Source organism: Oxalicibacterium solurbis, assembly GCF_014635845.1.
In the GTDB taxonomy this organism is placed as follows: Bacteria; Pseudomonadota; Gammaproteobacteria; order Burkholderiales; family Burkholderiaceae_D; genus Oxalicibacterium; species Oxalicibacterium solurbis.
On record NZ_BMDP01000001.1, the window covers coordinates 631,025 to 655,923 of the forward strand.

Here is a 24,899-nt window from a genome sequence, read left to right on the forward strand (position 1 = left end):
TCACTTGCAAGCATTGCCCATGAAAAAAATATTTGGCGTATATACGGTCGCCCTCGCACTTGCCACCGCGGTATCTTCCGTCGCATTTGCCCAGCAAATCAAGAAATTTTCGGTCATTCAATTGACGGCCGGCATGAACGTCATCCATGCCGAAGTAGCCGCCAACGCCGCAGAGCGCGAACAGGGATTGATGTTTCGCGAAAGCATGGGAACGAACGAAGGCATGGTTTTCCTGTTCGGAGCACCGGCTCAGGCCTGCATGTGGATGAAAAATACGCTGATTCCGCTTTCGGTCGCCTTCATCGACCGTAACGGACGCATTGCCAACATCGAAGAAATGAAACCGCAATCACTGGATTCGCATTGCTCCAAAGGACAGGTGTACTACGCCCTGGAGATGAATGCCGGCTGGTTCAAAAGCAGGAATATCAAACCGGGCACCATCATCGATGGACTGCCGCCAGCGCACTGATTGCCAACACTTCCCATATCGAAACGACCGAACGAAGCAACCAAAAGAAAATCCCGCCTGATGCATCAACATCAGGCGGGATTTTCATTCGCCGATCGCTGACCAGCGATCAAACCGGGAATTGCTTAGGCCAGTGCTTTCAGAGCAGCGGCCAGACGGCTCTTGTGGCGAGCAGCCTTGTTCTTGTGGATGATCTTCTTGTCGGCGATGCGATCGATCGTCGACACGGAAGCCAGGAAAACCTGGGAAGCTGCAGCCTTGTCGCCTGCATCGATCGCTTTGCGAACAGCCTTGATAGCGGTGCGCAGAGTGGAACGCTGACTGGAATTGTGAGCGTTCAGCGTGATCGCTTGACGAGCGCGTTTGCGTGCTTGTGCGGTATTTGCCATGAATAAATTTTCCTAAAACTGATCGACACGCATTTGCACGCATTTGCAAAAACGCATCCGTAAGTGAGACGGAATTCGGTAAAGCATTGGATTATAGCGGCATTTCCTGAATCGGGCAAATGAATGTTGCTTCCTTGCCGCCATGCCCTCTTCCAAAAGGAAGAGATGAGAAAAATATCAAAAAGATATCGATCTCTCGTGCCGGTCGCAAGCTCCCTGGCACCATCATCTTCAGCCGACAGACTATATAATCGCGCTCCATGAACTTGCACAAAACGCTTGCGGCAGTCTCCGGCATGACCATGGTTTCTCGTGTGACGGGGTTGATCCGCGAGATCCTGTTTGCCCGTGCATTCGGCGCATCAGCCTATACCGATGCGTTCAATATCGCTTTCCGCATTCCCAACCTATTGCGCCGCCTGTTTGCCGAAGGCGCCTTTTCGCAGGCCTTTGTCCCCATTCTGGCCGAATACAAAAGCCAGCAAGGTGAAGAATCCGCCAAGAGCCTGGTCGACCATGTCGCCACCGTCCTGATGTGGACCATGCTGGCGACCTGCCTGCTTGGCATCATCGCTTCGCCAGTCATCATCTATCTGATCGCCACCGGCCTGAAGGGCAACAAGGAAGTATTCGATGCCTCCGTCTGGATGACGCGCCTGATGTTTCCGTATATCGGCTTCATGGCTTTCGTCGCGCTCTCCGGCGGCATCCTGAATACCTGGCGCGAATTCAAGATTCCGGCATTCACTCCCGTGCTGCTGAATCTGACCTTCATCGGCGGCGTGCTCTTCCTGGCACCGCATCTGCAGCAACCGATCTATGCGATGGCGATTGCCGTGCTCATCGGCGGCATCCTGCAGATGGCCATCCAGATTCCAGCCCTGATGCGCATCGGCATGCTGCCGCGGCTTGCGATGAATCCGCTGATGAGCCTGCGCGACGATGGTGTACGCAAGGTCTTGCGCAAGATGGGCCCGGCCGTCTTTGCGGTTTCCGCCGCGCAAATCAGCCTGATGATCAATACGAACATCGCGTCGCGGCTGGAAAGCGGCAGCGTGTCGTGGCTGTCGTATGCGGATCGCCTGATGGAGTTCCCGACCGCCCTGCTCGGTGTTGCTCTCGGGACCATCCTGCTGCCCAGCCTGTCCAAGGCGAATTTTGAAGGCAACAAGGAAGAATATTCGGCGCTGCTCGACTGGGGACTACGGCTGACTTTCCTGCTGGCTCTGCCATGCGCGGTCGGACTGGCGACGATTTCCCAGCCGCTGACGGCCACGCTCTTCCATTACGGAAAATTCGATGCGCTGTCGGTCGCGATGACGTCGAAGGCGCTGATTGCCTATGGCGTCGGGCTGCTCGGCCTGATTCTCGTCAAGATCCTGGCGCCCGGCTTCTATGCGCAACAAAACATCAAGACGCCGGTCAAGATCGCCGTCGGCGTATTAATCGCCACGCAATTGATGAATCTGATTTTCGTCCCGTGGTTCGCGCATGCCGGACTGGCATTGTCGATCGGTCTGGGCGCCTGCCTGAATGCCGGTTTCTTGTACTGGGGCTTGCGTCGTCGCGGCATTTATACGGCACTGCCCGGCTGGCGCATCTTTTTCATCCGACTGGCCGGTGCGCTGCTTCTGATGGCCGGCGTTGCATCCTGGACAGCAGCCCAGTTCGACTGGGTGGCGTTGCACGCTGTGCCGCTCCAGCGCGTCGGCGCGCTGGTACTGGTTCTGGCGGCCTGCGGCATCAGCTACTTCGGCGCCCTGCTTGCCATGGGATTTCGCTTTCGGGATTTCAAGCGCATCGCAAATTGATCGCGTAACATGTGACTGAACATGGCGTCCTCATCAAATAGGAGGCATATGACGACTCAGTCCCTTGAATACTTTGCCATGCTAGTACAGCAAGACGACAGCATCCCGCTCTTCGAGGCGGCACTGTCGATTGCACAGGATGTTTATCCGGATCTCGATCTGGATGAGTCCCAAACCGAAATCGACGAGCTTGCCGCCCGCCTGCGCCAGCGGTTGCCGGCCGATGCATCCAATCTGCAAAAGCTGCGCGTACTGAACCATTACTTCTATACCGAACTCGGCTTCAGCGGCAACGTCAACGATTACTACAATCCCGACAACAGCTATCTGCACCGTGTGTTACATACACGACGCGGCATTCCGATCTCGCTGGCTGTCACGTACATGGAACTGGCCCGGCAGATCGACCTCGATGTGCACGGCATTTCCTTCCCCGGCCATTTCCTGATGAAACTGTCGGTGCAGTCCGGGCAGGTCGTGCTGGATCCGTTCAACGGCACCAGCCTGTCGCGCGAAGAACTGGAAGAGCGCGTCGAACCTTATATCCTGCGGCAGGAATTTCCCGACGATTTCCAGCTCGGCGCCTACTTGTCATCCGCCACGCCGCACGACATTCTGGTGCGCATGCTGCGCAACCTGAAGGCGTTGTTCATGCAGCAAAAGCGCTGGCAACATCTGCTAACCGTACAGGAAAGACTGCTGATCCTGCTTCCGCACGACATTACCGAGCGCCGCGATCGCGGACTGGCGTTCGCGCATCTGGATTGCCCGCAGGCCGCATTGCAGGATCTGGAAGCCTATCTGGCCCAACGTCCGTATGCAATGGATGCAGCGGAAGTACAGGCAAGGCTGCCGGAATTGCGGGATGCGATCGACAAGCTGAACTGAATTATGCCGCGCAACCATTCGATAGCCTGGCATGTCGGTCCGGCGATGGCGTTATGTAGCTATCCTTTTGCCCGCTTCTCGATATCTTCCCAACGCTCCAGCATCTCCAGCAGCGACGTATCGATTTCCGCAAAACGCTGATTCAGGCACTTCACTTCATCCGGCTGCTCCGTGTACATGGCAGGATCGGCCAGCTTTTCCGTGATGCTCTTCTGCTCTTCCTCCAGTTGCGCAATCATCGTCGGCAACTGTTCGAGATCGCGCTGTTCCTTGTAGCTGAGTTTCTTCGGTTTCGAAGCGGCGACGGCAGGTGCAGCCTGCTCCGTAGTTTTTACCTCCGCCTTCAAAGTCGGCTTCGGCGATACGATATTCGACGCCGCCGGCCGCACGCGTTCCCAATCGCTGTAGCCGCCGATATATTCCTGCCAGCGTCCATCGCCTTCGGCGACGATCACCTGCGTCACCACGTTGTCGAGGAAGGTACGGTCGTGGCTGACCAGGAAAACCGTGCCCTTGTAGTCTTCCAGCAATTCCTCCAACAATTCCAGCGTATCGATATCCAGATCGTTGGTCGGTTCATCCAGCACCAGCGCATTGGCCGGCTTGGCAAACAAGCGCGCCAGCAGCAGGCGGTTGCGCTCGCCGCCCGACAACGACTTGACAGGCGAACGCGCCCGTTCCGGCGCAAACAGGAAGTCGGACAAATACGTCATCACATGCTTGCGCTGACCGTTGATTTCCACCCAGTCGCTGCCCGGCGCAATCGTGTCGGCCAGACTGGCCTCTTCATTAAGTTGTGCGCGCATCTGGTCGAAATAGGCGATCTGCAGACGCGAACCCTGCTTGACGGTGCCGCTGTCCGGTGCATCCTCGCCGAGAATGATTTTCAACAGCGTCGTCTTGCCGGCACCGTTCGGTCCGATCAGGCCGACCTTGTCGCCACGCATAATCGTCGCACTGAAATCGCGAACGATAACCTTGTCGCCAAAAGACTTGCTCACATGTTCGAGTTCCGCCACGATCTTGCCGGAACGATCGCCGGTCGCGATATCCAGCTTGACTTGCCCTTGCTGTTCGCGTCGATCGCCGCGGATGCGGCGCAATTCTTCCAGCCGCCGTACGCGACCCTCATTACGTGTACGCCGCGCTTCCACACCTTTGCGTATCCACACTTCCTCCTGCGCCAGCAGCTTGTCAAATTTGGCATTCTCGACTTCCTCGTTCGCCAGCAGTTCTTCCTTGCGCGCCTGATAGGCGCTGAAATTTCCCGGGAAGGAGAGCAGCCGGCCACGATCCAGTTCGATGATGCGTGTCGCCACGTTGTCCAGAAAACGGCGATCGTGCGTGATGAACAGCACACTGCCCCTGAAATCGCGCAGCAAACCCTCAAGCCACAGAATGGAAGTGAAATCCAGATGATTGGTCGGTTCGTCCAGCAGCAGAACATCGGGCGCACCCACCAATGCACGCGCCAGCGCCACACGCTTTTGCATGCCGCCGGACAAGGTCGCCATCGTCGCATCGCCGACAAGATTCAGACGATCGAGCGTGGCTTCTACCTTATGGTTCAGATTCCAGGCATCGGCCGCATCCAGCCTGATTTGAATGTCGTGCATGCGCGCCATCAATGCGTCGTCGTCACCACTGCCGAACTGTTGCGTCAGTCCATCGTATTCGGCCAGCAGCGACTGCAGATCGCCCATGCCAGAAGCGACTGCATCGAACACCGAACTCTCCGGCGCAAACTGCGGCTCCTGCTCGACATAGGCGATCTTGATGCCCTGCTGCATGACCAGCAAGCCGTCATCCAAACGCGAACGGCCGGCAATGATCTTCAGCAGCGACGATTTGCCGGTGCCGTTGCGGCCAATCAGGCCGACACGCTCACTCGCTTCAAGGGAAAACTCGGCATGGTCGAGCAAAGGAACATGACCGAACGCCAGCTGCGCATCGGAAAGGGAAATGACTGCCATAAGGATAGGAAAAGATGTGCGCGCACCGCGCAATTGAGCAATGAAGTCCGCATTGTACCGGTCGCGCAGCCCGACTGCGGCCGCACACGCCATTTCACACGATCATTGCACATGCCCATCGGCTATAATCCCGGACGGAAACGACAGGCAATGCTGTCCTTCTCCCGCGTCTCGCCGTAGTTCAATGGATAGAACGAGTGCCTCCTAAGCGCTAGATACAGGTTCGATTCCTGTCGGCGGGACCAGACCCGGATTCTTCCGTCAAATCACTCAAGCAACATCCTGCATTTGCGATCGGCATACCGCAAAGGGCATAGCCCCGTTCGCAGCCCTTTCGATGCCATTCCCCCGAGTCTCAAAAAGATGTCGCGCCCCGGCAGCAACCGTATAATCGATACCGACCATCAACAACGGCGACAATCGGACTGAATATCGGGACTGAATACATGATCACCGAAGAACAGATACAAGCACTGCAATCCGAAATGGAAGGGAATGGCGAGAACCAGGCCCAGATGGCCTATCGCATCCTGGAAGAAATGATCGTCACGCTGAAACTGCCGCCAGGCAGCAAGATTTCCGAGAAGGCGCTGAATCGTTCGCTCGGCTTCGGCCGCACGCCATTGCGTGAAGCGCTGCAGCGGCTGGCGATCGAGGGTAACGTGAAGATCCTGCCGCGTTCGGGCGTCATCGTGTCGGAAATCGACCTGTCCGATCAATTGAACATGATCGAGGTACGGCGCGAGCTGGAAAAGATCATCGCCGGCCGTGCCGCGCGTCTGGCGATGGAAGATCAACGGCGTACCTTCCTCAGGCTGGCCGATGATTTTGACCGTGCCGCACAACAGGACAACGGCACGCTGTTCATCGAAACGGACCGGGAATTCAACGGTCTGTGCATCGATACCGCACAGAACAAATATCTCGCCTACGCCATCGGCCCGATCGAAGCGCAGACGCGGCGCTTCTGGTACCTGCACTTCAAACGCTTCGGCGATCTGCAACGCGTGTCGACACTGCATGCCGGAATTGCACGCGCCATCGCCGCCAACGACGAACCCGGCGCACGCGATGCTGCGGACAAGCTGATCGACTACGTCGAGGAATACACACGCAAGACGCTGCACTTCATGGGCGGAATGTAGCGTCTCCGCTTACACCGCCCATGCCTCATCACGCGGTTTAGAACCCGGCGACGCCGCCGTTACTGCGCGGGTCGCATCCACCTTCGAATACGCCCGACGGATCGCGCACGATTGCGGCTGCATGGCCGACCATTTCGTCGAAGTCGGCCAGCACATCCACTTCATGTCCCAGCGAGCGCAGACGGCGGATGACGCCTTCGGTAAAACGGCTTTCCACTTTCAGGGATTCCGAACTTTTCCCCCAGGTACGTCCCAACAGCCAGCGTGGCGCGGTAATCGCCTGCTGGATCGGCTGGTTGAAAATGGCATATCGGGTGAATACGGCAGCCTGGGTCTGCGGCTGGCCGTCCCCGCCCATCGTGCCATACACCATGGTGCGGCCATCCTTGAAGCGGGCCAATGCAGGATTGAGCGTGTGAAACGGTTTTTTTCCTGGCATCAGGCAATTGATATGCGCCGAATCCAGCGAGAACGAGCAACCGCGGTTCTGCCAGTTGATACCGGTACGCGACAGAACGACACCACTGCCGAACTCGTGATAGATGCTTTGAATGAAGGATACCGCACGGCCTTCGCCGTCGATCACCCCCATCCAGATCGTGTCGCCCGGGCCTTTACCCTTGCCCCACGGCAGTGCCTTGTCGATGCTGATCTTCGCGACATACGGTGCAAGGAATTCGTCCGTCAGCAGTGATTGCGGATCGACCTTCATGTACGCCGGATCGCCGACGTACTGGTCGCGGATGGCAAAGGCCTGCTTGGTCGCCTCGACGACCAGATGAATGTATTCCGGACTGTCCTGCTGATACTGTTTGAGATTCAGCTTGTCCAGGATCGCCAGAATGATCAGCGAAATCACGCCTTGCGTCGGCGGCGCCGTGTTGTAGATATCCGCCACGCTGTGATCCAGATGGATCGCTTCGCAAGTGCGCGCACGATAGGCATGGAAATCTTCCAGCGTGATCGGGTTGCCGATTTCTGCCAGATCCTTTGCGATGTCTTCGGCCAATGCGCCGCGATAGAAGCTATCCAGTCCATCTGCAGCCAGTCTGCGCAGCGTCTTGCCCAGGCGCGGCTGCACGAAACGGCTGCCTGCTGGCGGTATCTTGCCGTCCACCAGGAAGGTGTCCTTGAAACCCGGCTGCACCACCAATTCATCCAGCTTGGCACTGGTGCTAGCATATTGCGATGCGGTGACGGCAATCCCTTCTTCCGCGTAATGGATTGCATCTTTCAGCAAATCGGACAACTGCAGCTTGCCGCCCCAACCCGTGCTGATGTTCAACGCTTCCTGCCAGCCGCTGATGGTACCAGCCATCGTGTTGCCGGCAATCGGACCACGCATGGGAATGCTGGTCAGCTGACGGCTGGTATAGAACTCTTGCGAGATTGCTGCTCCCGCCACGCCACATGCCTCAATTGCCAATACCGGTTTGCCCGGCTCGGAGATTACCCAGAACCCATCGCCACCGATACCGTTCATATGGGGATAAACGATGGCAATGGTCGACGCTGCTGCAACCATTGCCTCAATAGCGTTGCCGCCCTCCCTCAGAACCGCCAAAGCCGCTTGCGATGCAAGTGAATGTGGCGCAACTGCCATACCACGAGTAGCGTGGGTCGTATTAAGCATATCTCCAACCTTAAAAAGCAATAAAAAAACCAATCTCTCCGTGAATGGAGAGAAAGACGAAAATAAAATTTTTCGGATGCCTGGAGGAGAAAACATCTCTCCTCCAGGCCATGCAATGGCTAATCGTGTTGTCTATCGCCCGGCAAGGTTTCTGGTTTTTTCCAGAAAACCTCTGCGCAATGGTTTCAATACGATCATTGCCAGAATTGCCGTTGCAAAGTCCATGCAGATCACGGTGGCAAAAACCGGCGTCCACGAACCGGTCGCATCATGCAGTATCGCCGCCAGCGGACCGCCGATGACCGATCCCACACCCTGCGCCATGTAGAGAAAACCGTAGTTCGTCGTCGCATGCCTGGTGCCGAAAGTATCGGTCAGGATCGACGGGAACAGCGAGAAAATCTCTCCCCAGCCGAAAAACACGACGCCAGACAACAGCACGAACAGCACCGGGTTATCCGTAGTCATCAGCCACAACGTCATCGCCACGCCTTCCATGCCGAAGGCGATGAACATCGTATTCTCGCGTCCGATGCGGTCGGACACCCAGCCGAAGAACGGACGTGTCAGTCCATTGGCAAAGCGGTCGATCGTCAATGCCAGCGGCAGCGCGGCCATGCCGAACACCATTGCATCATGCACGCCGAAATCCTTCGCAAACGCACCCATCTGCGAAATGACCATCAAGCCCGACGTGGACATCATTGTCATCATGATGAAGAGCAGCCAGAAAATCGGCTTCTTCAGCATTTCCGCCGGCTGGTAGCTGTGCGCGCTTTCTCTGTTAGTCACAGGTGCCTTGAACCGTTCGGCCAGCTCCGTGACTTCGCTGCCCCTTGGACGACGCATGCCCTGCGCAGCCAGGAAACCGACCACACCGAGAATCAGGCCGAAAGTGATCAACGTGCTCGGCACGCCGGACGACTTGATGTGCGACGAAATCGCAAACGTCGTCAGGATCGCGCCGAAACCGTAACCGGCCGCCACCATGCCGACCGCGAAACCGCGTCGATCCGGGAACCATTGCACCATCAGGCCGACGACGCCGACGTAAATGATGCCGGTACCCACGCCACCCAGCAGACCGTAGGTCAGATACAGGCCCCAGACACTGGCGACCTGCGATGCCAAAATCCAGCTCAACGCCGTCAGGATCGCACCGGCCGAAAGCAGCAGGCGCGGCCCGAACTTGTCGATCAGGAAGCCCTGGCATGGCGAGAGAAAAGTCTGCGCGACGATCAGGATCGCGAACGTCACCTGCACTTCCGGCAGCGTGGCACCGAGCATCGATGTCAATTCCGTCGTAAACAGCGCCCAGACATACTGCGGACTGGAGATCGCCATCATCGCCACCACGCCAAAGAAAAGCTGCCACCATCGCGTACTGGCCGCCATTGCTGCCGTCATCGTTGCGGGATGGGTATCTGCATGATTCATAGAGCCTCCAATAAACAGGGTCCAACTACGCCTCACATCACATGACGATTACTGACATGTCAGTTTTGGTGAAAGTTAGGCCGAATAAATACACTTGTCAAGAAAAAGGGAAGAAAGAAGGGAAACGGATGGTCAAAATCCGCAGTTTTTTACAAACCACACCACGTTAAGCAAGCTTGGTGCCAGAGATTTGCGGTTTCAGCCACGACGCGGCAGCAGCGGAAGCGTCGTCTTCCAAGTGCGAGCAAGCACAACGGCAATGCCTTCTACCGGCAACATGCTGCTTTCACTGCCAGCCGCACGGGCAGCCCGCATTGCACAGCAAAGGTGCAAAGTGAAGGTTCAGAGGGATGAAGAAAAAAAGAAAAGCCGGCGGATAGTAATTGCGCAATACGGCAACGGCACCAGGAAACAAGAAACAGGACCCAATGCCTTGGCGATCGTCAGCCCTCGCCGAGATAGGCTTCCTTGACGCGTGGATCGTCCAGCATCTGCTGCGCATCGCCCTGCATCGTGACGAGCCCGGATTCCATCACATAGGCACGATCCGCCGCCTGCAACGCCAGCTTCGCATTCTGCTCGACCAGCAGGATCGTCACGCCCTGCGACGCCACATCGCGGATCACTTCGAAAATGCGCTCCACCATGATCGGCGCCAGGCCCATCGACGGCTCGTCCAGCAACAGCAGCTTCGGATGGCTCATCAACGCACGCGCCATCGCCAGCATCTGCTGCTCGCCGCCGGACAGCGTACCGGCCATCTGCGCCGCACGCTCCTTCAGGCGCGGAAAAATATCGAACCATCTGTCGACGTCGGCGGCGATGCCGGCCTTGTCGTTACGCGTGTAGGCACCCATCAGCAGATTTTCATGGATGGACATGCGCGTGAATACGCCGCGGCCTTCCGGCACCATCGCCATGCCGCGCTCGACCAGCTGGAAAGAATGCAGCCCCTTGATCGGCCTGCCGTCGTATTCGACATGACCTTCGACACGGCTACCCGGCAGCGTGCCGGTGACTGCCTTCAGCGTCGTCGTCTTGCCGGCACCATTGGCGCCGATCAGCGCAATCAGTTCACCTTCGTGCACGTCGAGGTCGATACCCTTGACGGCCTGGATGCCGCCGTAGGCCACTTTCAGGCCGGCGATCTGCAGCAGGGATTTCGCCATCAGTGCGCTCCTCCCAGATAGGCTTCGATCACCGCGGGGTCGTTCTGCACTTCGGCGGGCGTGCCTTCTGCGATGATGCGGCCGTAATCGAGCACGGTGATGCGGTCGCACAAGCCCATCATCAGTTTCACGTCATGCTCGATCAGCAGGATCGTGACACCGGTTTCGCGAATGCGCTGCAGCAGATCGCGCAGCGCGAGTTTCTCGGTTGCATTCATGCCGGCTGCCGGTTCGTCCAGCGCCAGCAGTTGCGGATCGGTCGCCAATGCACGGGCGATTTCCAGACGACGCTGATCGCCGTAAGAAAGGTGTCGCGCGGTGCGCTCGGCGAATTGTGCAATGCCGACGAATTCGAGCAGCTCCATCGCACGCTTGCGGATGCCGGCCTCTTCTTCGCGTGCAGCGCGATGATGCAGAACCGCGCCCAGCAAACCCTGATGCGTGCGCACATGACGGCCGACCATCACATTCTCCAGCGCCGTCATTTCGCCGAACAGGCGGATATTCTGGAAAGTCCGCGCAATGCCGGCCTTCGCCACCTTGTGCGGCGCGGACGGCGAATACGGCTGACCGGCCAGTTCGAACCTACCGTCGTCCGGCTGGTACAGGCCCGTGATCACATTGAAGAAGGTCGTCTTGCCTGCGCCGTTGGGGCCGATCAATCCGTAGATCTGGCCACGACGAATACGGATGCTGACGTCCGACAACGCCTGCAGCCCGCCGAAGCGTTTGCTGACGCCGGCGATCTCGAGCATGATCTGCGCTTCCGTCATCGCCCTGCCCTCTTACGCCGCAACCACATCGGTCGATCCCTTTTCGGTATCGTCATTCGTGACCGGCCGATCCTCGATCTTCGGCGACGGCCACAATCCGGCCGGACGATTCAGCATGATCAGCACCATTGCCAGCCCGTACAGCAGTTGCCGCAAAATCTCCGCATCGATCAGCACCTTGCCGAACAACAGGCGCTGCGCCGGTTCGACCACGTGACGCAGCACTTCCGGCAATGCCGCCAGCAGCACGCCGCCCAGCACGACGCCGGGAATGTGTCCCATGCCGCCCAGCACCACCATCGCCAGCACCGCAATCGACTCGGTCAGCGAAAACGATTCCGGCGACACGAATCCCTGGAACGATGCGAACATCGCACCAGCCACGCCGCCGAACGAAGCGCCCATCGCGAATGCCAGCAGCTTCACGTTGCGCGTGTTGATGCCCATCGCCTTGGCTGCGATCTCATCCTCGCGGATGGCGACGAAGGCGCGGCCGAGACGTGAATGCTGCAGGCGCGCGGAAATGAAGATGATCGCGATGCACAAGGCGAGGAACAGGAAGTAATACGCATTTACCGACGGCATGCTGTAGCCGAGTATCTTCACCATCGACCCCGAGCCCGGCTCACCGGCCAGCGACACGCCGAAGATGCGGATCGGATCGATCAGGTTGATGCCCTGCGGACCGTTGGTGATGTTGACCGGCGCATTCAGGTTGTTCATGAAGATGCGGATGATCTCGCCGAAGCCGAGGGTGACGATTGCCAGGTAATCGCCGCGCAATTTCAGCGTCGGCGCGCCGAGCAATGCGCCGAAGAACGCCGCCACCAGCGCTGCCAGCGGCACGATGAACCACAGCGACAGATGAATGCCGTTCTGCGCGATCTCCGGTCCGAACACCACCAGCAATGCCTCTCCCACTGCCGGATACTGATTGACGAAGGATTCCAGCACCGCGGCGAACTGCGGCGAGGCCAGCAAGCCTGTCAGATAAGCACCGATCGCATAGAAGGCGATGTAACCCAGATCGAGCAGGCCGGCAAAACCGACCACGATGTTCAGCCCCAGCGCCAGCATGATGTACAGCAGCGCCAGATCCATGATGCGCACCCAGGAATTGCCGAAGTGCTGCGCGATAAACGGAAAGATCAGCGCAAGGATGAAGATTGCCGCAAGACTGAAGCGCGCCTGGCGCGGATGGTTGGTCAGATCGAAGTAACGGGACATGACAGCTCCTCGACTACGTCACGCGCGATCGGGCACACGCTCGCCCATGATGCCGGACGGCCGCAGCGTCAGCACGATGATCAGCACAACGAAGGCGAAGATGTCCTGGTAGTTGCTGCCGAAGAAACCGCCGGTCAGGTCGCCGATATAGCCGGCACCCAGGCTTTCGATCAGGCCGAGCAGAATGCCGCCCAGCATCGCACCGTAGATGTTGCCGATGCCGCCAAGCACGGCAGCCGAAAATGCCTTCAGCCCGGGAACGAAGCCCATTGCGAATTGCGCCGACGAATAATTGGCAGCCCACATGACGCCGGCGATCGCCGCCAGCGTCGCACCGATCGCGAAGGTCATCACGATCACGCGATTCGAATCGACACCCATCAACCCCGCCACGCGCGGATTTTCGGCCGTCGCGCGCATCGCCCTTCCCATTTTCGTTTTTTCAACCAGCAGTGCCAGCAAGCCCATCGCCACCGCTGCAAGGATCAGCAGCATGACCTGCGTCGGCGAGATCAGTGCGCCCATCACGTGCATCGGATCGGACGGCATCACTTGCGGAAACGGAATCGGGCTGCGGCCCCAGACCATCATCGCCAGTGTCTGCAGCAGGATGGACACGCCGATCGCCGTGATCAGCGGCGCCAATCGCGGCGCATTACGCAGGCGGCGATAGGCGACGCGTTCGATGACGATGTTGACGATCACGCAAACCGGGATCGCGCCCAGGATCGCGATGATCATCTTGACGATGCCTGGCAGGCCTGGCGCCACCGATTCCAGCATGTGCAGAATCGTCAGCCCCGCCATCGCGCCGATCATCAGCACGTCGCCGTGCGCAAAGTTGATCAGGTTCAGCACACCGTAGACCATCGTATAGCCGAGCGCCACCAACGCATACATGCTGCCGAGCACCAGGCCGTTGATGATCTGCTGGATGAAAATATCCATGTCGAATCCGATCTCAGAAGAAGATTGCCGCAAACAACGTTACATAACCGCGTTACACGCAAGGATCGTTCCGGATAACAAAACGGCACTCTGATCAGTCAGAGTGCCGCATCGTGTGTCTACCGCTTATCCGGCGAGGCGAATGACGAACGCAAAAATGGCGGAAAAGCGAAAGCGCGTCATCTTCATGGTCTCCATTCTTATCCTTGTATTGGCGCCGCGACGCGATGCCGCAGCAAATCGGGCCGGATTATACAGAATACCTTCCCCAATACACGTATTGGACGAAGGCCGACTGGCTGCCTCACATGATTGCAGTGCATCGTCCGTCGTTTCCATCGTTTCGACCTGCGTGGAATGCCTGCGTTCCACGGCCGCATGAAGCATGACGACGCGCCGTTACTTCTTCAATCCCTTGGGCAACGGAAAAGTGACGTTTTCTTCGACGCCTTCCAGCGTGCGCACGTTTTTCGCGCCGCATTCCTTCAGGCGATCGATGACGGCCTGCACCAGCACTTCTGGCGCCGAAGCGCCGGCCGTCACGCCGATACGACGCTTGCCGGCCAGCCATGTCGAATCGATCTGCGCCGCATTGTCGACCATATGCGCCGGCACGCCGCGCTTCTCGGCCACTTCGCGCAGGCGGTTGGAGTTGGAACTGTTCGGACTGCCGACGACGATCACCAGATCGACCTGCGGCGCCATGAACTTGACCGCTTCCTGGCGGTTCGTCGTCGCGTAGCAGATGTCGGCCTTCTTCGGCTCGGAGATGTTGGGAAACCTATTCTTCAATGCGGCGATCACATCGCGCGTATCGTCGATCGACAGCGTCGTCTGCGTCACGTAGGACACCAGATCCGGATCCTTCACCTGCAGCTTTTCGACGTCATCGACCGTTTCGACCAGATGCATGCCATCCTCGGTCTGCCCCATCGTACCTTCGACTTCGGGATGCCCGGCATGACCGATCATGACGATCTCGCGGCCGTCGCGACGCATCTTCTCGACTTCGATGTGAACCTTGGTCACCAGTGGGCAGGTAGCATCGAATACGCGCAGGCCGCGCTGCTCGGCTTCCTGCTGCACTGCCTTCGAAACACCGTGCGCGGAAAACACCACCGTATTGCCGGCCGGTACGTCGGCCAGTTCCTCGATGAAAATCGCGCCCTTGCTGCGCAGATCGGTCACCACATAAGCGTTGTGCACGATTTCGTGGCGCACGTAGATCGGCGCGCCAAATTCGACCAGCGCACGTTCGACGATCTCGATCGCCCGATCAACGCCGGCGCAAAAACCGCGCGGCTGGGCCAAGAGGATTTCACTTTCCATTTCGTTCCTGTTTCGTTTCTTCGTGTCGCATGCACGCGCAATGCTCCGCGCGTTACGGCCATCACAGTATGCCGATGATCCTGACTTCGAACCGCAGTGGCCGCCCGGCCAGCGGATGATTGAAGTCGAACAACGCTGTGTCGTCGTCCAGTTCGCGCAGCACACCGGCGAATTGTCCGCCGCCCGGCGCCGCGAATTCCACCAGATCGCCGATCGCATATTCCGCTCCCGGACCGGAACCCTCATCCAGGGTCGCACGCGAAATGCGCTGCAACAGTTCAGGATTACGCGGGCCAAAGGCACGCTCCGGCGACAATTCGAACGTACGATGCGCGCCTTCCTCCAGTCCCAGTAAGCATTGCTCCAGAAAGGGCGCCAACTGGCCCTGCCCCAATTGCAGCGTAGCCGGATTGTCAGTGAAGGTGCTGACGATATCTTCGCCGTCCTCCGAAGCCAACCGGTAATGCAGCGTCAGATGCGCAGATTCGGTGACGACGGAGTGTGGTAAATTTGACATGACATTTCCGGTTTGCACGACAGGCGTCATTTTAAGCCACGTTGCCTGCATCGGCTTGCCGGACGAACGATAAAAATCCGCGGCGGCATGCCCGACCGCGCCCGCTTTTCCCTTCTCGACAGGATAGACATGGCGATTACAGACTGGCCGGCAGACCAGCGTCCGCGCGAACGGCTGATCCGGCACGGTGCAAGCAAGCTTTCGGATGCAGAACTGCTGGCGGTATTTCTGCGTGTGGGCGTGACCGGCAAAAGCGCCGTCGATCTCGGGCGCGACATGGTTACGCATTTCGGCTCGTTGAGCGGCCTGTTTTCCGCATCGCTGACGGATTTTTCCAGCATCAACGGCCTCGGTCCGGCCAAATACGCGCAACTGCAGGCCGTGCTGGAACTGGCACGGCGCTCGCTGTCCGAAGAATTGCAGAACGGCGTCACGCTCGGTTCGCCGCAGGCGGTCAAGCAATATCTGCAACTGCTGCTGGGTGGTCGCAGCTATGAATCGTTTGCCGTCCTGTTCCTCGACGTGAAGAACCGCCTGATCGCCTGTGACGAAATGTTTCGCGGAACGTTGACGCATGCATCGGTCTATCCGCGCGAGGTCGTCAAGGTCGCGCTGGCGCACAATGCGGCCGGCGTCATCCTCGCGCACAACCATCCATCGGGTACGCCCGATCCCAGCCAGGCCGACCATATGCTGACGCAGGCATTGAAACAGGCGCTGGCGCTGGTCGACGTGCGTGTGCTCGACCATTTTGTCGTCGCCGGCCGGCATGTCTATTCGTTCGCCGAGCATGGCGAACTGTGATGGCAAGACTATGCGAAAACCTTTTCCTGAAGCTTCCAAGATTGTTAAATTATTGAATCAACAAAGACACAATTGTTTTTCGCAAGTTATTGAATAATCGCGTCTTTTTGGCTATACTCGCTGTTTTTCCAATTCTGGAATCTTTTAGGAGCGCATCATGGCACGTGTATGCCAAGTCACCGGGAAGGGGCCGATGGTCGGCAACAACGTTTCCCATGCAAACAACAAGACGAAACGCCGCTTTTTGCCTAACCTGCAAAACCGCCGCATCTTCGTTGAATCCGAAAACCGCTGGGTTTCCCTGCGCCTGTCCAACGCCGGCCTGCGCGTGATCGACAAGATCGGCATCGACGCCGTTCTGGCCGACATGCGTGCTCGCGGCGAAAAAATCTAACCTGCAGAATAACGAGGAACCATCATGGCGAAATCTGGCCGCGACAAAATCAAGCTGGAGTCGACCGCAGGTACGGGTCACTTCTACACCACCACCAAGAACAAACGCACGATGCCCGAGAAAATGGCGATCATCAAGTTCGATCCCAAAGCTCGCAAGCACGTCGAATACAAGGAAACCAAGATCAAGTAATTGGTCTTCCGGTTGCAAAAAAGCCGCTCCAACGAGCGGCTTTTTTATTGCCGGCATGATTACCTGCTTCCGCCATTTCCGCAACGGGATAAACTGCAAATCCTCCATCTTCGTTTTGCCGTCGCCATGTATCTTCCTCCGCATTTTGCGCAGACCGACATCGAAGCGTCCTACCGCCTGATCGAAGAATCACCGCTAGGCATCCTGATCACGCAATCTTCCGGCGGCATCGAGGCCAATCATCTGCCCTTCCTGCTGGACAGAACACAGGAATCCGTTCGCCTGCTTTGCCATGTGGCACGCGCCAATCCGGTATGGCAACAGATGCAGTCCGATGTCGATTGCCTGGTCATTTTCCAGGGAGCCAGCACGTACATTTCTCCCAGCCTCTATCCCAGCAAGAACGACACGCACCGCGTAGTGCCGACCTACAACTACGCCGCCGTCCACATAACCGGCAAGATCATCGTTCACGACGACATGAAATGGCTGCGCGCGCAGGCTGGCCGGCTGACACAACAACTGGAAACATCGCGCGAGGTGCCATGGAAAATGGGGGGCGCGCCACACGATTTCATCAACGAGCAACTAGCCCGTATCGTCGGACTGGAAATCCGGATCGCCGGCTTACAGGCGAAATGGAAAATGAGTCAGAATCGGAGCGACGTCGATCGGCAAGGCGTCGTGACGGGCCTGCAATCTGGCGACGATCAGTCAAAAGCCGTTTCGCATATCGTGCAAAGCCTGATGGAAACGCCGCATTTCGAAACGAAATAGACGTGTCAACACATAGGTGGCTACCAGCTACCAACACACACCACAAACAAAAAGCCCGGCTGTAGCCGGGCTTTTCCATGAAACGATCGCCGGATCAGGCGTAGCTGCGCAGTCGCAGCGAGAACTCACGCAGCGCCGAAATGCCTGAGGCTTCAGCACGTGCGCACCAGTCCTGCAATTGATGCAGCAGCTGGTCGCGGCTCGCATGCGAACGTTCCCACAGCGCACCGAGTTCGACACGCATCTCGTGCATCGTCTTCAACGCCTTGCTGTGTGCGAACAGTTCGGTCAACTGTGCCTTGTGCGGCTCTTCCAGCTTGGCCGGTTCGCGATGCAGCAATTTCTTGGTCGAACGCAGGAAGCCGGATTCCAGCTTGGCCTTCTCTTCGAGGTGTTCGCGTTCTTCGCGCCATGTCTTCTTCAACGATTTCGCATATTTGGCCGTCACGTCGTAACGGTTTGCGATCACCGACTGCAAGGTATTGAAGTCCAGATGCAGCTTGCCCTGTTCGAACTTCGGTTCCGGCGCCACTTTTTTAACCTTGGCCAGACCCACCGATTCCAAGATGCGGATGTACATCCAGCCGATATCGAATTCATACCACTTCGACGACAGCTTGGCCGACGTGCCATAGGTGTGGTGGTTGTTGTGCAGCTCCTCGCCGCCGATGATGATGCCGATCGGGAAAATGTTGGTCGCGGCATCATTACATTCGTAGTTACGATAGCCCCAGTAGTGGCCGATGCCATTGATGATGCCGGCCGCCGTCAGAGGAATCCAGATCATTTGCACTGCCCACACGGTGATACCGATGACGCCGAACATCATCACATTAAGGATCAGCATCAGCGTAACGCCGAGTGCGCTATGCTTCGTGTAGACGTTACGCTCCATCCAATCGTCCGGCGTGCCGTGACCGTATTTTTCCAGCGTTTCCTTGTTCTTCGCTTCTTCGCGATACAGTTCTGCGCCTTCGAAAAACACTTTCTTGATGCCGCGCGTAACCGGGCTGTGCGGATCTTCCTCGGTCTCGCACTTGGCATGGTGCTTGCGGTGGATCGCGACCCACTCCTTCGTGACCATGCCGGTCGTCATCCACAGCCAGAAGCGGAAGAAGTGCATCATCACAGGATGCAGATCCAGCCCGCGATGGGCTTGCGAACGGTGCAGGAAAATCGTAACTGCGGCGATAGTGATGTGCGTCATCACCGCCGTGAAAATGAAAACTTCCCAGCCGCTGGCATTGGTCAAGCCGTTGGAAAAGAAATCGAGTACTGCGTCTATCATTGTCTCTCCGTATCAAATGCCGAAAAACGGCATGGCGCTCAAGTGGGGTCGCCTTTTCGAAATACGAGGGGTAACCGGCGAAAAATTACCCAAAACAATGGAGAATTGTACCGCCTTTAGGTCGGCAAATCGGGTTTTGCAACCACTTGTTGCACATTTAGGCGCTCTTTTACCGCAGTGTATTGCTCATCCGCCAACCTGATTTCGCGTTGCGGGAAAGGAACGTTGATCTGATGCGCCTGAAATAGTTTCCAGATTGTCCGATTGACATCTGAAAGCACGCCGCCACGTTCGCTTTCATTCACCCAGAAATTCAGCTGCAGGTTGATGCCGTCAGCACCGAATCCCATCATCAACGCCTTCGGTGCACGATCGCCATCACGGCGGATACGCGGCTGCTCCTGCGTCGCCTCTTCCAGCAGGAGCAGCGCCAGATCGATGTCGGTGCGGTAATCGACACCGACGGTTGTCGACATCAGCACCACGCTGTCCATCAGCGAAAAATTCTGCACGGAACCGGAGACGAACAAATCGTTCGGCACCACGGCACTTGAACCGTCGCCGGTGCGCAGCACCGTATAACGCGTGTTGATCTGCGCGACGCGACCGGAAAAACGGTCGACCGACACCATGTCGCCGATCGACAGGCTGCGCTCCAGCAGGATGATGAAGCCGGACACGTAACTGCTGGCAATCTTCTGCAAGCCGAGGCCGAGGCCGACGCCCAACGCACCGCCAAAAACCGACAGCACGGTCAGGTCGATGCCAACCATCGACAGGCTGATCAACAGCGCCAGCAGCACCAGCACCGCGCGCGCCATGCGCGACAGCACCGCACGCATCGACGAATGCACGCTGTCGAGCCGCATCAGACGTTCTTCCAGCAGCGCGGAAGCCCACAGCGCGACGATCATGGTCACGCAGACCGAGAGCGCCGCCTGAAGCGTTGTCATGATCGACACCCGGTTCGTGCCCAGCGGTATCGTCGTCTGTTCCAGGAAGACTTCCAGATCGGGCAGCAATCCGGTGATATGCAGCGCCACGACGACCCAGACCAGCAACGCAAAGCTCTTCTCGAACAGCAGGACGAAATTGCCGACCCTGCCACCCTTGGCGAAGATACGGCGCATCACATAGAAGGACAGCCTGATCAGCGCGAACGAACCGATCAACGGGATCGCGATGCGCAGCATATCCACATTGGTAATCAGCGGCTCCAGAATCAACCTGGCGATCACGATCAGTACCAACGTCAGCAGTGGCCACAGCACGCGCGAAAAACTCGCCACGCCGAACCGGCGCACGCCCTGCTTCTCGCCATCTTCGGTAAACATGCTCCGTATCAAACGGGCCAGCAGCCAGCCGACCGCGATACATAACAGCAACGCTCCGATCTGCCAGCGCAATCCGGGATTGCCGAGATCAGTCGACAGATCGGTCCAGAAAGTCGAAAGCAGATTCGGGTTCATTGCGTCACGCCTTTCCCTTGCGCTCCAGCACTGCGGCAAAGAAACCATCGGTCTGGTGCTTGGTCGGCAGCAGCTTCAGGTAGTCGTCCATTTCCAGCGGAATCTTTTGTTCCGCCAGCACGTCCTTCATCGGCACCAGCGTGAAATCGTCGCGCGACGCGAGGAACTGCGCGACGATGGCTTCGTTCTCTTCGTCCAGGATGCTGCAGGTCGCATAGACCAGCCGGCCGCCCGGCTTCACCAGACGCGCGGCGCCATTCAGGATGGACAGTTGTTTCTCGTTCAGTTCGGTCACCGCCTGCGGCGTCTGACGCCACTTGATGTCCGGATTGCGGCGCAGCGTGCCCAGCCCGCTGCATGGCGCATCGACCAGCACGCGGTCGATCTTGCCGGCCAGGCGCTTGACCTTGGCATCGTTCTCGTGCGCGATCACCACCGGATGCACGTTCGACAGCCCGCTGCGCGCTAACCGCGGCTTCAGCTTCGCCAGCCGCTTGTCGGAAACGTCGAACGCATACAGCCGGCCGGTATTGCGCATCGCTGCGCCCAGCGACAGCGTCTTGCCGCCGGCACCGGCGCAGAAATCGACGACCATCTCGCCACGCTTGGCACCGACCAGTTGCGACAGCAACTGGCTGCCTTCATCCTGCACTTCGATCGCACCATCCTTGAACAGCGGCATGTTCTGCAGCGCCGGCTTCTTGCACACGCGAATGCCGAGTGGCGCATAAGGCGTCGGCTCGCACTGGATGGGCGCCTTTGCCAGTTCGGCGATCACGTCGTCGCGCCCGGCTTTCAACGCATTGACGCGCAAGTCCAGCGGTGCCGGCTGATTCATGCTGTGCGCCAATTCCAGCGTTGCTGCCTCGCCGTCGCGCTCGACCAGTTTGTCGAACAGCCATTGCGGCAGATTGGCGCGCAAGGTGGTAGGCAATGTTTCGCGATCGATCTGCATCACGCGTGCCAACCAGTCGGATTCTTCCTCCGCCAGTCCGCCCAGCGCTTCCGCACCGACGACCTCGGCCAGTCCCAGCAAAGCCATGCGCCGCATCGCGGGGCCGCTGCCCGATTCCGAAAAATTGGTATAGACCGCACGGTTGCGCAGGATCGCATAGACCGCTTCGGCGATCACGCCGCGCTCGCGCGAGCCCAGCTTCGGATGACCGCGAAAATAGTAGGACAGCGTGACGTCGGCCGGGCCGGCGAATCGCAGTATCTCGCGCAGCACTTCTTCCGTGCTGCCGATGACGTAGGGAGGCAATCTCATGCAAATTCCTTGTTGACTTGTTCTGTTTTCATCGCGCATCGGCGATGCGGACGATGCCGTCGCGAACCGACAGCCGTCCTTCGACGAAGCAACGGATCGCGTGCGGGTAAATGATGTGTTCCTGCTCCAGTACGCGCGCTGACAACGTCTGTTCGTCATCGTCCGGCAAGACGGAAACGGCCGCTTGCGCAACGATCGGTCCATGGTCCAGCTCGGCCGTGACGAAATGCACGGTCGCACCGTGAATCTTGACGCCAGTTTCCAGCGCACGGCGATGCGTGGCCAGGCCGGTAAAGCTCGGCAGCAGCGATGGATGAACGTTCAGCATGCGCCCTGCGTAATGCGCCACGAATCCCGCAGTCAGGATGCGCATGAATCCGGCCAGCACGACCAGATCCGGGGAAAAACTGTCAATCGTGCGCTGCAGTTCGGCATCGAATGCCTCGCGTTCCGGATAGGAGACGCTGGCGACGACGATGGCGGGTATGCCGTGCGCCTGCGCAACCGCCAAACCCGGCGCATCCGCACGATTGCTGATGACTGCAGCGACCTGTGCCGGCCATTTTTCGTCCCGGGCGGCACGCAGGATGGCATCCATGTTGCTGCCGCGTCCGGAAATCAAAATGACGATTTTTTTCATGGCGCGCATTGTACCGCACTGCCACCCGCCGATCCGCCGAATGCAAGCAAATATGCGGCATTCCGGCTCCCGAAGGAACGGACGAAACGGAAGGATTCGGGGAAGACAGCCACCTGCACGGCGGCCGGAAGAGAAAACTACTGAAAGGAATAGAAGACGCGGAAGGCGATTTTCTTTTCAGCCCAAAATTCGGCGGCATCGCGGAACACGTCGAGCAGCGTTTCGCGCGCTTCCTTGTCGAATTTCGGCGTGTTCGGCAACTGCTCCAGCACGATCAGGAAACCGGGCTGCACACCGGCCTTGTGCGGCAGGCTGGTCAAGCAATCGGACAGTGCATCGAAATTCTTGCCAAAATGCCGTGGAAACTGGAACGCTTCCGCAATCGTGGTCAGCACCTGCTGCTTGGTTGCTGCATGAGCACAATGCGCATACAGGAAATGCTGCCCAAGCTGCGCGGCTTCGGCCTGCAGTTCGACGACGCGAAAAGCGCGAATCGATTGCACGACGTTCGACGGCACGGTTTTAAGCAAACTCATCGATTCCTCTACCTTCAGGAAATTTTTCATCGGTGACAACAGGGCCATATTTCACTCTATGACACGTTTGAAACTTCTATAGTGATCGGCGGTGTAATAGTATTCGCTTGGCTGTTTCTTCTCGCCGCCCGTAACAATCCTTTTGGCGCCCCGATTGCGGGCACGCGGCGTTTTAACGGTGAATTCGCGATAATACCCGCGCTTTCGCTGCGGTAAAACCTTTTCGTAGTTTCCGAATACCGCTCCGTCCTTTTCGTAAGGATAAGGACCACCCTGGCGGATAAGTGCAATCGTCCGTTGCGCCTCCGGCGGCAACTCGGTGAACGAAATAACGCCTAATTTGCCCGAATCGAAGGCAAAAACGTTAAAAGAAAGCAGTAATGTAGCGAAAAACAGCCCAAAACGTCGAATAAATTTGGTTTTCACGAATGTTTTCCCGTTTTAAGGCTGTTTTACCAAATCAGCCACATTTCGGCATCGAGCGTACCGTGTTGCTGACAACGAAGCAATAGATAAGGCCGTCAGTGAGCGAACGCAAACTCAGCTTGCGGCGCGTAGCGCTGGCGCCACGACACCCTCTGGCTCTTGTGAAAAAAAGGCAAGTATTTCCGCCTTGTGCGCCAAGGCATCCTGACGGCCGAGCGCGATCAGCTCCGACGTGTAACTTTTCTCGAACAACAGATAGGATGCCAGCGCCGCACCACGCACCTCGGTAGCGCCGATGCCGGCCAGCAACATGCGCACCGGCCGCGGCAGGCTACCGATATGACGGCTGGCGATCGTATCCAGCCGTTCCGACGGCGAAATCGACAGCATCTGGATCGGCCGCAACGGCGTACGCGCCAGTTGCTCCGGCGTCAGGAACGACAGCGTCTCGTTGATCCGGTTCAGGCGCTCGACATCGCCGGCAATACTGTCGAGGAAAATGCTGGACATCGCATGGCCGGCAATCTGCGCCAGCGTCGGATACTGCGCATGCGCGGCAGGATCGATCGCCGGTTCCAGCAGGCGGCCGGAGCCGATCACCAGCACCTTGTCCGCACCGAGATGGATGGCCGGCGAGATCGGCGCCAGCTGACGCATCGATCCGTCGCCGAAATATTCGCGGCGGCCGGCACAGAAAATCGGCGTCGCCGGAAAAATCAGCGGAATCGCCGACGACGCCAGCAGATGCTCAATGCCGATCTGCGCACGCACCGCGCTACGCTGCGTACGCACCCACGGTTCGATGTCGGCTTCGCTCTGATAGAAAGTGATGTGCTGGCCGGCCGTATAGGACGACGCCGTCACCGCCAGCGCATGCAGCTTGCCTTCCGCCAGCGCCTTGTCCAGCTTCGGCAGATTCAGCATGCGGTTCAGCAGATTGACCAGCGGCGTATTGTCCAGCAGGGACATCGGCGGATTCGCCCGCCATGTCCGCATCAGCCAGCCGAAAGACAGCAGCGACAGCCAGCGCGCGCCGGAGCGCAGCACGCCCAGCGAGTCGGCACGGTAGACCTGTTCCGCCGTGAAGTTTTCCCATACGTTGGCAATGCGATCCAGGCCGTTATTGAAATCGTCGGCATGACAGGCCAGCGCCGTGGCATTGATCGCGCCGGCGGAGGTGCCGCAGATAATATCGTAGGGATTGCGGTCGGGCGACCATCCTGCCTCCAGCAGAATCGCGGACACGCTTTGCAGGACGCCGATCTGGTAAGCCGCACGTGCACCGCCGCCAGTCAGGATCAATGCGATTTTTTTCCGATCTTGCATACGATCCATTATTAAGGCGTTTGCGGTTTCGGGCAAGCAAGCGCCCACCTTGCCGTCCTGCAGACGGCA

At 58.2% G+C, this 24,899-nt stretch carries 25 protein-coding genes and 1 tRNA gene; 9 read left to right on the forward strand and 17 right to left on the reverse strand.

The window, feature by feature from the left end; translation table 11 throughout:
- The first annotated feature begins 19 nt into the window (after nucleotides 1-19).
- Nucleotides 20-472, forward strand: a complete 453-nt coding sequence (locus IEV40_RS03055; RefSeq protein WP_188419986.1) for a DUF192 domain-containing protein — start codon at nucleotides 20-22, stop codon at nucleotides 470-472.
- 125 nt (nucleotides 473-597) lie between these two features.
- Here IEV40_RS03055 and rpsT read toward each other — a convergent pair whose 3' ends face one another.
- Entirely contained in the window at nucleotides 598-861 is a 264-nt protein-coding gene (gene rpsT, locus IEV40_RS03060; protein ID WP_188419472.1) for a 30S ribosomal protein S20, read from the reverse strand.
- A 260-nt stretch (nucleotides 862-1,121) separates the two neighbouring features.
- Between rpsT and murJ the strand changes: the two genes are divergently transcribed.
- Entirely contained in the window at nucleotides 1,122-2,672 is a 1,551-nt protein-coding gene (gene murJ / locus IEV40_RS03065; protein WP_188419473.1) for a murein biosynthesis integral membrane protein MurJ, read from the forward strand.
- 48 nt (nucleotides 2,673-2,720) lie between these two features.
- Complete coding sequence (locus tag IEV40_RS03070) at nucleotides 2,721-3,560, forward strand: SirB1 family protein (protein WP_188419474.1); 840 nt, start codon at nucleotides 2,721-2,723, stop codon at nucleotides 3,558-3,560.
- A 59-nt stretch (nucleotides 3,561-3,619) separates the two neighbouring features.
- Here the strand turns inward: IEV40_RS03070 and IEV40_RS03075 are convergent, their stop codons facing one another.
- Complete coding sequence (locus IEV40_RS03075; RefSeq protein ID WP_188419475.1) at nucleotides 3,620-5,533, reverse strand: ATP-binding cassette domain-containing protein; 1,914 nt, start codon at nucleotides 5,531-5,533, stop codon at nucleotides 3,620-3,622.
- A gap of 170 nt (nucleotides 5,534-5,703) precedes the next feature.
- On the opposite strand from IEV40_RS03075, the gene IEV40_RS03080 reads away from it, so the two are divergent.
- Together IEV40_RS03080 and IEV40_RS03085 are read left to right on the forward strand one after the other, a co-directional pair.
- A tRNA-Arg gene (locus IEV40_RS03080) sits at nucleotides 5,704-5,778 on the forward strand.
- Nucleotides 5,779-5,979: 201 nt separating this feature from the next.
- Nucleotides 5,980-6,678: a GntR family transcriptional regulator gene (locus IEV40_RS03085; RefSeq protein ID WP_188419476.1), complete on the forward strand. Its 699-nt coding sequence runs from the start codon at nucleotides 5,980-5,982 to the stop codon at nucleotides 6,676-6,678.
- Nucleotides 6,679-6,715: 37 nt separating this feature from the next.
- On the opposite strand, the gene ggt is transcribed toward IEV40_RS03085, so the two are convergent.
- From ggt to IEV40_RS03125, 8 genes are all read right to left on the reverse strand, one after another.
- Nucleotides 6,716-8,311 carry a gamma-glutamyltransferase gene (gene ggt, locus IEV40_RS03090; RefSeq protein ID WP_188419477.1) on the reverse strand — a complete coding sequence of 532 codons (1,596 nt, stop codon included), beginning with the start codon at nucleotides 8,309-8,311 and terminating at the stop codon, nucleotides 6,716-6,718.
- A 132-nt stretch (nucleotides 8,312-8,443) separates the two neighbouring features.
- Entirely contained in the window at nucleotides 8,444-9,748 is a 1,305-nt protein-coding gene (oxlT, locus tag IEV40_RS03095) for an oxalate/formate MFS antiporter (protein WP_229723928.1), read from the reverse strand.
- Between the two features lie 443 nt (nucleotides 9,749-10,191).
- On the reverse strand, nucleotides 10,192-10,917 hold the full coding sequence (locus IEV40_RS03100) for an ABC transporter ATP-binding protein (RefSeq protein WP_188419478.1): 726 nt from the start codon (nucleotides 10,915-10,917) through the stop codon (nucleotides 10,192-10,194).
- On the reverse strand, nucleotides 10,917-11,690 hold the full coding sequence (locus IEV40_RS03105) for an ABC transporter ATP-binding protein (RefSeq protein WP_188419479.1): 774 nt from the start codon (nucleotides 11,688-11,690) through the stop codon (nucleotides 10,917-10,919). The genes IEV40_RS03100 and IEV40_RS03105 overlap by 1 nt, the downstream gene beginning before the upstream one ends.
- A gap of 12 nt (nucleotides 11,691-11,702) precedes the next feature.
- Entirely contained in the window at nucleotides 11,703-12,917 is a 1,215-nt protein-coding gene (locus tag IEV40_RS03110; RefSeq protein WP_188419480.1) for an ABC transporter permease subunit, read from the reverse strand.
- An 18-nt stretch (nucleotides 12,918-12,935) separates the two neighbouring features.
- Nucleotides 12,936-13,865 (reverse strand): branched-chain amino acid ABC transporter permease, encoded by a 930-nt coding sequence (locus IEV40_RS03115; RefSeq protein ID WP_188419481.1) that lies wholly within the window; start codon nucleotides 13,863-13,865, stop codon nucleotides 12,936-12,938.
- Nucleotides 13,866-14,264: 399 nt separating this feature from the next.
- A complete protein-coding gene (ispH, locus tag IEV40_RS03120) occupies nucleotides 14,265-15,194 on the reverse strand; it encodes a 4-hydroxy-3-methylbut-2-enyl diphosphate reductase (RefSeq protein ID WP_188419482.1) in 930 nt (309 codons plus the stop codon).
- A gap of 61 nt (nucleotides 15,195-15,255) precedes the next feature.
- The gene (locus IEV40_RS03125; RefSeq protein WP_188419483.1) at nucleotides 15,256-15,711 is read right to left on the reverse strand and encodes an FKBP-type peptidyl-prolyl cis-trans isomerase; all 456 of its coding nucleotides are present in this window, start codon (nucleotides 15,709-15,711) and stop codon (nucleotides 15,256-15,258) included.
- A gap of 129 nt (nucleotides 15,712-15,840) precedes the next feature.
- Here IEV40_RS03125 and radC point away from each other — a divergent pair, with 129 nt between their 5' ends.
- The 4 genes from radC to IEV40_RS03145 all read left to right on the forward strand — a co-directional run bounded on the left by radC (nucleotide 15,841) and on the right by IEV40_RS03145 (nucleotide 17,878).
- Entirely contained in the window at nucleotides 15,841-16,515 is a 675-nt protein-coding gene (radC, locus tag IEV40_RS03130; RefSeq protein ID WP_188419484.1) for a RadC family protein, read from the forward strand.
- 157 nt (nucleotides 16,516-16,672) lie between these two features.
- Nucleotides 16,673-16,909 carry a 50S ribosomal protein L28 gene (gene rpmB / locus IEV40_RS03135; RefSeq protein WP_132257685.1) on the forward strand — a complete coding sequence of 79 codons (237 nt, stop codon included), beginning with the start codon at nucleotides 16,673-16,675 and terminating at the stop codon, nucleotides 16,907-16,909.
- A gap of 24 nt (nucleotides 16,910-16,933) precedes the next feature.
- Nucleotides 16,934-17,101 (forward strand): 50S ribosomal protein L33, encoded by a 168-nt coding sequence (rpmG, locus tag IEV40_RS03140; RefSeq protein WP_188379232.1) that lies wholly within the window; start codon nucleotides 16,934-16,936, stop codon nucleotides 17,099-17,101.
- A 126-nt stretch (nucleotides 17,102-17,227) separates the two neighbouring features.
- On the forward strand, nucleotides 17,228-17,878 hold the full coding sequence (locus IEV40_RS03145; protein ID WP_188419485.1) for an FMN-binding negative transcriptional regulator: 651 nt from the start codon (nucleotides 17,228-17,230) through the stop codon (nucleotides 17,876-17,878).
- Nucleotides 17,879-17,972: 94 nt separating this feature from the next.
- On the opposite strand, the gene IEV40_RS03150 is transcribed toward IEV40_RS03145, so the two are convergent.
- The 7 genes from IEV40_RS03150 to IEV40_RS03180 form a co-directional block, all read right to left on the reverse strand.
- Nucleotides 17,973-19,166 (reverse strand): DesA family fatty acid desaturase, encoded by a 1,194-nt coding sequence (locus IEV40_RS03150; RefSeq protein WP_188419486.1) that lies wholly within the window; start codon nucleotides 19,164-19,166, stop codon nucleotides 17,973-17,975.
- 116 nt (nucleotides 19,167-19,282) lie between these two features.
- The gene (locus IEV40_RS03155; protein ID WP_188419487.1) at nucleotides 19,283-20,635 is read right to left on the reverse strand and encodes a mechanosensitive ion channel family protein; all 1,353 of its coding nucleotides are present in this window, start codon (nucleotides 20,633-20,635) and stop codon (nucleotides 19,283-19,285) included.
- 4 nt (nucleotides 20,636-20,639) lie between these two features.
- Nucleotides 20,640-21,902: an RsmB/NOP family class I SAM-dependent RNA methyltransferase gene (locus IEV40_RS03160; RefSeq protein ID WP_188419488.1), complete on the reverse strand. Its 1,263-nt coding sequence runs from the start codon at nucleotides 21,900-21,902 to the stop codon at nucleotides 20,640-20,642.
- A 28-nt stretch (nucleotides 21,903-21,930) separates the two neighbouring features.
- Nucleotides 21,931-22,542 carry a phosphoribosylglycinamide formyltransferase gene (gene purN, locus IEV40_RS03165; RefSeq protein ID WP_188419489.1) on the reverse strand — a complete coding sequence of 204 codons (612 nt, stop codon included), beginning with the start codon at nucleotides 22,540-22,542 and terminating at the stop codon, nucleotides 21,931-21,933.
- 137 nt (nucleotides 22,543-22,679) lie between these two features.
- Nucleotides 22,680-23,078 (reverse strand): barstar family protein, encoded by a 399-nt coding sequence (locus IEV40_RS03170; RefSeq protein WP_188419490.1) that lies wholly within the window; start codon nucleotides 23,076-23,078, stop codon nucleotides 22,680-22,682.
- Nucleotides 23,079-23,129: 51 nt separating this feature from the next.
- On the reverse strand, nucleotides 23,130-23,504 hold the full coding sequence (locus IEV40_RS03175) for a guanyl-specific ribonuclease (RefSeq protein ID WP_188419491.1): 375 nt from the start codon (nucleotides 23,502-23,504) through the stop codon (nucleotides 23,130-23,132).
- Nucleotides 23,505-23,618: 114 nt separating this feature from the next.
- A complete protein-coding gene (locus tag IEV40_RS03180; protein WP_188419492.1) occupies nucleotides 23,619-24,830 on the reverse strand; it encodes a patatin-like phospholipase family protein in 1,212 nt (403 codons plus the stop codon).
- Between the last annotated feature and the right edge of the window lie 69 nt (nucleotides 24,831-24,899).